This is a genomic window from Plantactinospora sp. B6F1 (genome assembly GCF_040120695.1).
In the GTDB taxonomy this organism is placed as follows: domain Bacteria; phylum Actinomycetota; class Actinomycetes; order Mycobacteriales; family Micromonosporaceae; genus Plantactinospora.
The window spans coordinates 305,116-316,212 of sequence record NZ_JBEEAC010000004.1 but is presented as its reverse complement, the minus strand read 5'-3'; the positions used below and the strand labels follow the sequence as shown (position 1 = coordinate 316,212).

The 11,097-nt window shown below is 70.2% G+C and carries 8 protein-coding genes; 6 read left to right on the top strand and 2 right to left on the bottom strand.

The features are described from left to right. Positions 1-239: 239 nt before the first annotated feature. From ABNF97_RS08890 to ABNF97_RS08880, 3 genes are all read left to right on the top strand, one after another. Positions 240-4,148 carry a S8 family peptidase gene (locus tag ABNF97_RS08890; protein WP_349338208.1) on the top strand — a complete coding sequence of 1,303 codons (3,909 nt, stop codon included), beginning with the start codon at positions 240-242 and terminating at the stop codon, positions 4,146-4,148. A gap of 171 nt (positions 4,149-4,319) precedes the next feature. Next, positions 4,320-4,847 (top strand): GNAT family N-acetyltransferase, encoded by a 528-nt coding sequence (locus ABNF97_RS08885; RefSeq protein ID WP_349338207.1) that lies wholly within the window; start codon positions 4,320-4,322, stop codon positions 4,845-4,847. Positions 4,848-4,906: 59 nt separating this feature from the next. Further along, positions 4,907-5,875, top strand: coding sequence for a non-homologous end-joining DNA ligase LigD (locus ABNF97_RS08880; protein ID WP_130462357.1), 969 nt, complete (start codon positions 4,907-4,909; stop codon positions 5,873-5,875). A 188-nt stretch (positions 5,876-6,063) separates the two neighbouring features. On the opposite strand, the gene ABNF97_RS08875 is transcribed toward ABNF97_RS08880, so the two are convergent. After that, positions 6,064-7,413: an extracellular catalytic domain type 1 short-chain-length polyhydroxyalkanoate depolymerase gene (locus tag ABNF97_RS08875; protein WP_130462356.1), complete on the bottom strand. Its 1,350-nt coding sequence runs from the start codon at positions 7,411-7,413 to the stop codon at positions 6,064-6,066. A gap of 249 nt (positions 7,414-7,662) precedes the next feature. Between ABNF97_RS08875 and ABNF97_RS08870 the strand changes: the two genes are divergently transcribed. The 3 genes from ABNF97_RS08870 (at position 7,663) to ABNF97_RS08860 (ending at position 9,811) form a co-directional block, all read left to right on the top strand. Then, positions 7,663-8,010: an ArsR family transcriptional regulator gene (locus ABNF97_RS08870; protein ID WP_207230742.1), complete on the top strand. Its 348-nt coding sequence runs from the start codon at positions 7,663-7,665 to the stop codon at positions 8,008-8,010. After that, positions 8,010-8,264 (top strand): hypothetical protein, encoded by a 255-nt coding sequence (locus tag ABNF97_RS08865; RefSeq protein WP_130462354.1) that lies wholly within the window; start codon positions 8,010-8,012, stop codon positions 8,262-8,264. Before ABNF97_RS08870 ends, ABNF97_RS08865 begins: the two co-directional genes overlap by 1 nt. Positions 8,265-8,389: 125 nt before the next feature. Then, entirely contained in the window at positions 8,390-9,811 is a 1,422-nt protein-coding gene (locus tag ABNF97_RS08860) for a prolyl oligopeptidase family serine peptidase (RefSeq protein ID WP_130462353.1), read from the top strand. Positions 9,812-9,998: 187 nt separating this feature from the next. On the opposite strand, the gene ABNF97_RS08855 is transcribed toward ABNF97_RS08860, so the two are convergent. Beyond that, on the bottom strand, positions 9,999-11,039 hold the full coding sequence (locus tag ABNF97_RS08855; protein WP_130462352.1) for a substrate-binding domain-containing protein: 1,041 nt from the start codon (positions 11,037-11,039) through the stop codon (positions 9,999-10,001). Positions 11,040-11,097 lie beyond the last annotated feature (58 nt).

The following is an 11,097-nucleotide window of genomic DNA, read 5'->3' as shown; positions in this document are numbered from 1 at the left end:
CGCCACCCGCGGCGGAGTCTCCGGCTGCGGATCTGCGGCCATCTCCCGAGACGTCACCCGGGACCGACCCGGACGACGAGTACCAACCCCTGTAGGCAGAACCGCCTCCTCGGTACGTGCGATGGATAGGAGACACCTTGTATCGCAAACCAAGACCGCGCCTACGGCGATCGGTCGCCACCCCCACCGGTACGTCAGTTCGGCTGCGTTTCACTGCCAGCCTGGTCACGTCCCTGGCCGTGATCCTGGCGTCCTTCGCGTCGGTACCGAACGCCAACGCGGCGACCCCCGCCTCCGCACAGACCGCCTCCGCGCAGTCCGCCTCCGCGCAGTCCGTGGCGTTGCCGAGCGTGAACGGGTCGCACACGATCACCTTGGTGACCGGTGACAAGGTCACACTCACCGCCAACGACAGCGGCGACTTCGACATCACCACCGAGCCGTCGGTACGCCAGGATGGTGTGCGGCCGGTGCTGGCGGTCAAGCGAGGGCCCGACGGGGTGTACGTGATCCCGTCCGACGCGGCGCTGGACGTGTTGACCGGGCGCCTGGACCGCGAACTGTTCAACGTGGAGTATCTGGCCGCGAACGGCTACGCGGACAACCAGTCCGGTCAGGTGCCGGTGATCGTCCAGTACCCGCAGGTCCGCGGGTTCGCGGCGGCAGCGAAGGCGGCGGACGCGCTTCCGGCCAGCACCCCGTCCGTCGACCTGCCCAGCGTGCACGGCGCGGCGTTGAAGGTGTCGAAGGCCCAGGCGGGCACGTTCTGGAGCAGCGTTCGGGGGTCCAGGGCCACGCTCGACGCCGGGCTGGCGAAGGTGTGGCTGGACCGCAAGGTCAAGGTCAACCTCGATGAGAGCGTGCCGCTGGTCGGTGCGCCGCAGGCCTGGGCGGCCGGTCACGACGGCCGTGGCGTGGATGTCGCGGTGCTGGACACCGGCATCGACGACACCCATCCCGACCTGAAGGACAAGGTCGCCGCCTCGAAGTCGTTCGTGCCCGGGGTGACCTCCGTCAAGGACGGACACGGCCACGGCACCCATGTGGCCTCCACCATCGTCGGTTCCGGCGCCGCCTCGGACGGTCGCCGTAAGGGGGTGGCTCCGGGGGCACGCCTGCTGGTCGGCAAGGTGCTCGACGACACCGGCTACGGCGACTTCTCCTGGATCATGGCCGGGATGGAGTGGGCCGCACACCACGCCAGGATCGTGTCCATGAGCCTCGGCGGGCCGGTCACCGACGGCAGCGACATCGTGACCCAGTCGGTGAACCAGCTCACCGCCGAGACCGGCGCCCTGTTCGTCATCGCCGCCGGCAACAGCGGACAGCCGGAGACCATCGCGACGCCCGGAACGGCGGAGGCGGCGCTGACCGTCGGGGCGACCGACAAGAGCGACCAGCTCGCCTGGTTCTCCAGCCAGGGTCCCCGGCTGGACGGGATGCTCAAGCCGGACATCGCTGCCCCTGGTGCGGGCATCGTCGCGGCCCGTGCGGCCGGCACTGTGCCGGGTCCGATCGTCGATGGCGTCTATACCCAGCTGAACGGCACCTCGATGGCCACTCCGCACGTGGCGGGCGCGGCGGCGATCCTCGCCCAGACCCACCCGGACTGGACGGCCGCGCGGCTCAAGTCGGCGTTGATGAGCACCGCCAAGGACGTCGGCCTGACCGTCTACCAGCAGGGCGCGGGGCGGTTGGACGTGGCCCGCGCCGACCGACAGCAGGTCGTCGCCACCACGCCGAACCTCGACTTCGGCCTGGTGCCGATCACTGGGCAGACCCTACCGATCGACAAGCAGGTCACCTACGCCAACGGCTCCGACAAGCCGGTCACGCTCACCGTCGCCACGACGCTGCACGCCCCCGGTGGTGAGACGGTCTCCGGCGCGCTGAGGGGGGACACGACCGTCACCGTCCCGGCGGGCGGCACCGCGTCCGCGACGGTCACCCTGGACGCGAACGATCTGGCACGCGGGAACTACAGCGGAACGGTCGTGGCCACCGACGAGGCGTCCGGGACCCGGGTGACCACCCCGGTCGGGCTGGTCCGCTCGCCGCCGATGGCAACGCTCAGCGTCCGGACCCTCGACCGCAACGGCAACCTCGCCTATCCGCTCGCGATCGACATCATCGATGTGACGAAGGGCGGTAAGGGCGGCATCGCCCAGGCCTACACGCCGGAGGTCGGCGTGATCAATGCGGTGGTGCCGGAGGGGACCTACAGCGTCTCGGAGATCGTCGGCTGGGTCGACGGTGACTCGCTGCAGAACTACGCCTACCTGACAAACCCGCAGTTCACCGTCCGGGGCGACACCACGATCACCCTCGACGCCCGAAAGGTGAAGCGGGTCGAGTTCCGCACGCCGCGGGAGAGCAAGCCGCTGGACAGCGCACCTGACCTGGTGCTGCAACGGACCACGGAGGACGGTGCCAGATACTCGCTGAGCATGCCTCTGGACATGTTCAGGGATGCCTGGGTGCGGCTCGGCGCGACGCCCACGGCGCGGGTCACCAAGGGTCGGTTCCACTTCGGTACCCACTGGGTCCTCGGCACGGCCAAGGTCGAGTTGAAGGTCGTGGGAGATCGGCAACGAACGCTGCACCCCACAACTCTGGCGAGCTTCGGTGACATCCAGGGAAACCAGAGCCCGGGCTACGTCCCGGTCACCGGAACCCGCGACCTTCCGTTGGTCGACGTCCGGCACGGCCTGCCCGAGGAGGTGGCCGGAATGGACCTGCACGGCAAGCTTGCCCTGATGGAGTCACGGGGGTGCGGACTGCCGATCGACGACATCATCGCCGTCCGCGAGGCGGGAGCCGCCGCGATCGTCGCCTTCCCGCCCACCGGCATGGGCTGCCGTATCCCGATGGAGATCGCGCAGCCATGGTTCGAACCACCCAAGCCGGTCAACATCGCCCATGTGGCAGTCTCCACCGCCGAAGGCGCATGGCTGCGCAAGCAGCTCACCCGCGGCGCGGTCACGCTGCGGCTGTCCGGCACCCCGCAGACCTCCTACATCTACACGCTCGCGCCGTATGAGGAGGGGCGGATCCCGTCGTCCCTGCGTTATCGTTACACCGATGGACAGCTCGCCCGGATCGACATGGTGCCGCATTCGACCGAATCCCGGAGCTACGGTTTCGTGGACAGCACGGCGCTGCGCGACAGCACCGAGGGAATAGGCGGGACTGACATAGTCAGGCTTCCCGAGGACGCCGCGACCAACCTCCGGGTGTACGCCGGCCCGGTGTCCGACCGCATCGTGCACAAACGCAACCTCATTCAGTACGACGCAAGCCAAGCCGGAACGCGCAATCTGGGCAGCCACGAGAAGATCGAGGTGTTCGACCGGCCCGTACGGCGGACCGAGCAGTGGTTCACCACACCGGTCACGCCGGGGGCCCGGCGCCTGTCCCGTGCCACCGAGCGGTTCTTCACGTCCGACCCAGTCGCGTCGCGTGGCATCGATGTGTCGTGTACCTTCTGCCGCACCGACGATCGTCTCGACACCCTCTTCTCGATGTGGACGGAAGGGCAGCGGGCGAGCTATCCGTCAACGGCCGAAGAACACATCCTGAAATGGGAGTTCCACCTGTACAACGGTGATGAGGAGATCCCGCGGAACCCGGGGATTCCGAGCATGACGTACACACTGCCACCGGAGAAGAACACCTACCGGCTCACCGGGCGCTCCGCGCGCACCGACGTCACGTGGACCTTCACCTCGCAGCGGCCGACCCGCGACACCATACCGCAGGGCCATGGTTGTCGCCTGCGCAGCACATTCCAGACTGGAACGTGCCGGCAGGAGCCCTTCGTACTGGTCGGGTACGACCTGGGCGGGAGCCTGGCGGCCGACAACACGGTCGCCGCGGGCAGGCACACCTTCCGGGTGACGGCCTACCATCCGGCGGCGGCGGTCCGGATGCCGCGGATCGCCGGGCTGAAACTGTGGTACAGCACCGACGACGGCGCACACTGGGCACCCGCCGCGCTGCGCCGCCACGGCGACGGTGACTACCTGGCCACCGCCGTCTACCCGGCGCTTTCGGCGACCAGCGGAGCGGTCAGCCTGAAGGTCGAAGCGTGGGATGCCGACGGTAACCGCATCGAGCAGACCACCAAACGCGCCTTCGATCTCCGTTAACAACCCACAGGAGTGCCGTGTGGCGAGACTCTGTTCTCGCCACACGGCACCTGCCGGTTGGTCAGCGGCACCGGCCGGGCCGCCGAGGAGCGGTCCTGCCGGCCGCGGGCCGCGCACCGCCCCGGTGGTATCCCGGTTGTCCACCGGTGGCCGGCGCACTAGCGTCGCGGCGTGCAGATCCGCGAGTTCACCGAGTCCGACTGGCCCCCGGTGTGGGCGATCGTCCGGGACGTCGTGCGGGCCGGGGAGACGTTCACCTACGACCCTCGGATGACCGCGGAGCAGGCGTACGACACCTGGATCGAGTCGCCGCCGGGGCTGACCGTGGTGGCCGTCGAGGACAACCGGCTGCTCGGTACGGCCAAGATGGGGCCGAACCGGGCCGGCCCGGGCGGACACGTCTCGACCGCCAGCTTCATGGTCGCCGCCGACGCCCGGGGGCGGGGCGTGGGGACGGCGCTGTTCCGGTACGCCCTGGACTGGGCGAGGCGGCACGGGTACGCCGGGATGCAGTTCAACGCCGTCGCCGAGTCCAACGAGCGGGCCGTCGCGCTCTACCGGCGGCACGGGTTCGACGTGGTGGGCACGGTGCCGGGCGCCTTCGCCCACCCGGTCCTGGGTCGGGTCGGACTGCACATCATGTACCACGAGTTCGCGGACCGGCCCTCGTCGGAGGGCCCGGCTACGCTCCCGGCATGACGCGACCGGGCCGGCCCGGCAGCGTTGACCGTGCGGTGGCATCCCGGGAGAGTGGGTCGATGACGGGCAAAGCAGACGAGGTGCGCGACGGGGTCTCCCTGACCAACCTCGACCAGCCCCTGTTCGACGGGGCGGACGCGACCAAGCGGGACCTGGTGGACTACCTCGACGAGGTGCGGGACCCGCTGATCGGCCAGTTGCGGGACCGGCCGCTCTCGGTGATCCGGGTGCTCCGGGGCCAGCCGCCGTTCATGCAGAAGAACGTGCCGCGCTACACCCCGGCGTGGATCTCGACGGTGACGCTCTGGGCGGAGGCGTCCCGCCGCGAGGTGTCGTACGCCCTCTGCAACGACCGGCGCACCCTGCTCTGGTTCGGCAACCAGCGGGCCGTGGAGTACCACCCCACCCTGGTCACGGCCGGGCGGCGGGACCGCGCCACCCACCTGGTGCTGGACCTCGACCCACCGGGCCCCGACACGTTCGCGCTGGTCGTGAACGCCGCTCACCTGGTCCGGCAGGCACTCGCCGAGGCGGGGCTGTCCGGCGTGGTGAAGACCAGCGGGGCGAAGGGGCTGCACGTCTTCGTACCTGTCGACCCGGAAGCGCCGATCGAGGACGTGGCCGCCGCGACCCGGGCGCTGGCCGCCCGGGCGGAACGGCTGGATTCCGCGCTGGCGACCACCGCCTTCATCCGGGAGGACCGGGGCGGCCGGGTCTTCGTCGACTCGACCCGGTCCGGTGGCGCGACCGTGGTCTCGGCGTACAGTCCCCGGCTCCGTCCGGGGGTGCCGGTGTCGTTTCCGGTGCCGTGGGAGGACCTGGACCGGGTCACCCCGGCGGACTTCACCCTGCGTACCGTGCCCGGCCTGCTCGCCGGGGGCGATCCGTGGACCGAGCGGATGCCCGGGCCGCAGCGGCTCCCCGCCGACTTGGTCGCCGAGGGGCACACCATCCCGATCGCCCGGGTGCAGGCGATGCACGAGGGCAGGCGCCGGGCCCGCGCCCGCCGCGCCGCCGAGTCCGAGTAGGTGCGGCGCCGACCATCCGGTCCGGCGCCACCGCGCGGCTTCCGGTCCGGCGCCGCCGCGCGCCCGACCGTGCCCCGGAGCCGGGCCGGGGGGGGGGCGGCGTTTGATCCCGGCCGGCACCCCGCCCCTCCCTCGCGCGGCCCGTCGCGCTTCGATAACGACTGGTGGCGGATCGGGTACGAACCCGGTCAGCTCAGCGTGCAGGCCGTCCCGTTGAGGCTGATCGAGGCCGGCCTACCGTTGTTGCCGGTGTGGGTGGCCTGGAAGCCGATCCCGACCGACGCGTTCGGCGCGATGGTGCCGTTGTAGCTGACGTTGCGGGCGGTCACCGCACCACTGGTCGGACTGTAGGACGCGTTCCAGCCCGAGGTAATGGTCTGGCCGGCCGGCAGGGTGAAGGAGAGCGTCCAGCCGTTGATCGCGGAGCTGCCCCGGTTGGTGATGGTGATCTGCGCGGTCAGCCCGGAGTTCCAGGCGTTCACCACGTAGCTGACCGCGCACCCGCCGGACGGTGGCGGCGTGGTGGTCGGGACGGCCGTCGGCGTGACGGTCGGCGTGGCGGTCGGCGTGACGGTCGGCGTGACGGTCGGCGTCGCGGTCGGCGTCGCGGTCGGCGTGCTGGTGCTGTCCAGCCCGAAGAACCGAATCGCCTCGGCCGCGTTCACCGGCAGGTTGTGCGAGACGCCCTGCATGCTGATCGCCTCGACCGGCGCCATCGGACCGCTGCCGCCGTACCGGGTACGGGTGTGGCCTGACTGCGGCGTGTCGGTGAAGGTCGGGGTCTGGCTCAGCCCGTGCACGTTGGTCCACTGCTTGATCTCTTCACCGAAGTTCGGGTAGCGCAGCGTCTCGTCGTTGGTGCCGTGCCACAACTGCATCCGGGGTCGGGCGCCGGTGTAGCCGGGGTACGCGGCCCGGACCAGGTCGCCCCACTGTTGTGCGGTACGGATGATCTGGCCGTTGGCGCACTCGCTGTTCCAGGTCGAGCCGCCGGTGGTGGCGAAGCAGCTGTGCGGTACACCGGCGAACGCCGCTCCGGCGCTGAAGACGTCCGGATAGTTGCCGAGCAGCACGTTGGTCATCATGGCGCCGGAGGAGGTGCCGGTGGCGAAGACCTGGCCGGTGTTGTAGCGCTGTTGCACGTACCGGACCATCGACACGATCGAGACGGGATCGCTGCCGCCGTCGCGGCGCAGCGCCTGCGGGGAGTAGACGTCGAAACACTGGCCGCTGCGGGTCGCCGAGGGGTAGATGACGATGTAGCCGTACCGGTCGGCCAGCGAGGCGAACTGGGTTCCGGAGTAGAACGCGGGGCCGGTCCCGGTGCAGTAGTGCACGGCGACCACGATCGCGGGACGCGCCGCCAGCCGGTCCGGGACGTAGAGGTGCATCCGCAGGTTGCTGGGGTTGGTCCCGAAGTTGGTCACCTCGGTCAGCGCCGCCGCCGAGGCCGGTGTGGCCACGGTCAGGCTCACCAGTCCCGCGGTCAACAGCATCGCGCCGGTCGCGACGGCGAGCGCGCGTACGAGTCGTCGCATCCTGGTCCCCTCTCGACCCGGCGAGGCGCGGTCACGGACGGGCGATCCGGGACGTCCTGCCACCTGAAACATCCCAAAGTATCGATGGGAATGTTTCACCGCACAAGACATTGAGACACATGATTTCGCAACGAACGAGGTCGCGCACCGTCCACACCTACCACCCCGGTCCGTCCGGCTTTCCTGTTGACGCTCACCGCTGGCACGTGCAAGACTTTGTTGGCAGGTGAAAGAAGGATGTGGCGCGTGATGGAACATCCCGGGGATGAGTTGGTCCGAGTGCTGGCCACGCTGGCCAATCCACATCGGCTACGGGTCGTGGCGGCGCTGAGCCGTCACCGCAACTACGTCAGCCAACTCGCTCGCGAACTCAACATCAGCCGAGCGCTGCTGCAAGTTCACCTGCGGCGGTTGGAGGCCGCCGGGCTGGTCTCGGCGTCTCTCGAGCTATCCAAGGAGGGAAAGGCGATGAAGTTCTATGAGGTCGAGCCATTTCTGGTGCGGCTGACACCGGAGACCATCGCAACCGCGGTGCAGACGCTGACGATGGGTGACGAGGGTGATGCGGACGACCGGTCGCCGGAGGCGGGCCGGTAATGGACCAGGAAATCGTGCTCCTCGGAATCCTGGGCCTGCTCACGCTCCTTGGCGTGGTGCTCATCTGGCAGGCGTTCGCGACCGCGCGCGCCCGCGCCAAGCTGGCCCGGGAGGACGAGTACCGCGGGCTCAGCGCCCGCGCCATCGCCGTTCAGGAGGACAGCGGCCGTCGCCTCGACGAGATCACCCGCGAGATCGTCGAACTACGCGCCCGCCTCGACAAGATCGAACGCGTTCTTACCGTCGTCGACTGACGGAGAGTCCTGGGCTGTCGAGTGCAGTCGACAGCCCAGGAAGGGAAAGGCGCACCGCGCACGCCGCGTGGCGGCGTGCTTCCACCAGCACGCACTCTCTCCGGGAACAGGAGAACACCATCCCCATGTCCACAGCAAGCCGGCTGCCCGCATTCCGCAACCGGGTCTGGGCGGTCACCGCAGCCCTGATGCTTCTACCAGTCACCCTGCCGGCGGCAACGCCCGCGGCACCGACCCGTTCGGGCGGCGTCACCGCCGCCCCGGTCACCATCCGGAGCGGACCGCGCGAACTGCCCGGCACGGTGTTCACACCGGCGGTCGCCAGCGGCCCGACCCCCGCCGTGGTCATCGTCCATGACGCGGGGCCGCGCGAACGCAGCCACTACGAGCCAGAGGCACGTGCCCTCGCCGCCGCCGGCATCACCACCCTCGTCTACGACAAGCGGACCGACGGGTACTCGCTGACCGACCGTTCCTTTCCGGCACTGGCCGACGACGCACTCGCCGCGGTGCGGGCGCTGCGATCCTGGCCCGGCATCGATCCACACCGGGTGGGTCTGCTCGGCCGCAGCGAGGGTGGATGGGTCGCGCCGCTCGCCGCGAGCCGGTCGCCGGAGGTCGCATTCGTGGTCACCGTTGGCGCCAGCGGACTGCCACCGGCACGCACCCAGGCATGGAGCAACATCACCCAACTGGACCACGCCGGTGTCAGGCCATCGCTGCTGCGTCCACTCGGGGTTCGGTTCACCCGGGTACTGGTCGCGGCGGGGATGTTCGGCGCCGCCGACTACGACCCGGTGCCGATGCTGATCCGGGTACGCCAGCCCGTTCTCGCGGTCTTCGGCGAGCACGACCGGTCAACGGCGCCCGGCGAGAGCGTAGACATCTTCCGTACGGCGCTGGAGCGTGGCGGTAACCGCTCCTACACCATCCGGGTCGTGGCGAACGCCGACCACGAACTCCGGCACTCGACGACCGGTTTCGGCCAGGCCGACGACTTCGCCCCGGGCTATGTCGAACTCGTCGCGTCCTGGATAACCGGCCTCTCGCCGAAACCACCCGCGGCAAGCGCCGACCCGGCCCCGCCGCAACGCTTCCGCAGCGCCGTGCTGCCCACGCTTGCCTGGTACGAGTCGCTCCCCGTGCAACTCGGCGCGCTGCTCGCGATGCTCGGTGCTTTCGTCGCCTATCCGGTGGCCGGGATCGTGCGTCGGATCCGCGGACGCAGGGACAGTTCGCCAGTGCGGAAGCCGGCAAGGGTCCTGGCGGTCCTTGGCCCGGTTACGGTCGTCGGGTCCGTGCTGTATCTCGGTTACCTGACCGCCACCGGCGCGCTCACGATCGGACCGGTCGTGGCCGGCCGGCCAGCGCCCTTTCTCCTCCTCCAACTGCTCGCCGTCGCGGTCGTCACCGCCGCCGTCCTGACAGCGGTCGCCTGGTGGCGTGACCGCCAGCAGGCAACCAGCAGGAAGGCCATCGGCCTGGCACTGACCGGGGCGGCGATCTTCGTACCGTGGGGCGCCTACTGGGGACTGTTCGCCGTATAGCCCGCCGGTAGGCACCCTGGACAGCCAGCCGATATGCGCGCTGGACAGCCAACTGGCAGACGCTGAACAGGCGCGCTGGACAGCCAACCGGTAGGCGGTATCTCCGGCCAGGCGCGGGCTTCCGCACCCGCGCCTGGCCGCACGCGGTGGTCGTGCCGGAGGACGCCGATATCGCGGCCGGTGCCGCTCAGCGGCGGGCCGGCGGGGCGGTGCTCTCCCGTACGACGAGATCGGTGGCCAGCTCGATCCGGTGCTGGTCCAGGGACTGGCCCGCCGCGAGATCGATGATCATCCGGGCGGCGGTCATTCCCATCTGCTCCAGCGGCTGGCGGATCGTCGTCATCGGCGGCCCGGACCAGCGGGTGAAGGGGAGGTCGTCGAAGCCGATGACGCTCAGCTCGTCCGGGATGCGCACTCCGACCCGCCGGGCCGCCTCGTAGACCCCGAGCGCCTGGAGGTCGTTGGCGGTGAAGATCGCGGTGGGCGGGTCGGGCAGCGACAGCAACTCCCGGCCGTCGGTCAGGCCACCCTCGACGTACAGGGTGCTGATCCGCACCAGGTCGGGATCCACCGGTACCCCGGCCGCGTCCATCGCCGCCCGGTAGCCGTCGAGCCGGGCCCGGCAGCACGGCCACTCCGGCGGCCCGCTCAACATCGCGATTCGGCGGTGCCCGAGATCCAGCAGGTGCCGGGTGGCGGCCAGCCCGCCGTTCCAGTTCGTCGCCCCGACCGACGGGGTCTGGTGCAGCGGCTCCCCGGTCGGATCCAGCACGACGAGCGGAATCGACCGGGTGGCCAACTGCGACTGCTGCGCGACGGTCAGCTCGGAGAAGACCGCGATCACGCCGATCGGCCGCCGGGTCAGGACCTGCTCGGTCCAGGCCCGGCCCGGAGTCAGCCGGCCCTGCATCTCGGTGAGTACGACGGCGAGGTCGTGCTCCCGGGCCACCTTCTCGACCCCTCGGATGATCTCCAGTGCCCACAGGCTCTCCAGGGCGTGGAAGACCAACTCCACGATCGCCACCGACGCCGACCCGCCCGGCCTGCGGTAACCGTGCTCCCGCAGGATCGCCTCGACCCGCTTCCGGGTCTCCAGCGCCACCCCCGTCTGCCCGTTGATGACCCGGGACACCGTCGGTGCGGAGACCCCGGCCAACCGGGCGATCTTGGCAACGGTGAGCACCCTGCCACGCCCGCTGCGGGCCGCCTGCGGATCGGTGCCGGTCACCGCCGCAGCCTACGCGAACATCGACGATCGACACCGTCCCGGTTCGGCGGCTCGGCCC

Excerpts from the sequence above, each read along its gene's own strand:
- ABNF97_RS08880 (WP_130462357.1), top strand. The coding sequence starts at position 4,907 with ATGACGGGCAAAGCAGACGAGGTGCGCGACGGGGTCTCCCTGACCAAC.
- ABNF97_RS08875 (WP_130462356.1), bottom strand. The coding sequence starts at position 7,413 with ATGCGACGACTCGTACGCGCGCTCGCCGTCGCGACCGGCGCGATGCTG.
- ABNF97_RS08870 (WP_207230742.1), top strand. The coding sequence starts at position 7,663 with ATGGAACATCCCGGGGATGAGTTGGTCCGAGTGCTGGCCACGCTGGCC.
- ABNF97_RS08865 (WP_130462354.1), top strand. The coding sequence starts at position 8,010 with ATGGACCAGGAAATCGTGCTCCTCGGAATCCTGGGCCTGCTCACGCTC.
- ABNF97_RS08860 (WP_130462353.1), top strand. The coding sequence starts at position 8,390 with ATGTCCACAGCAAGCCGGCTGCCCGCATTCCGCAACCGGGTCTGGGCG.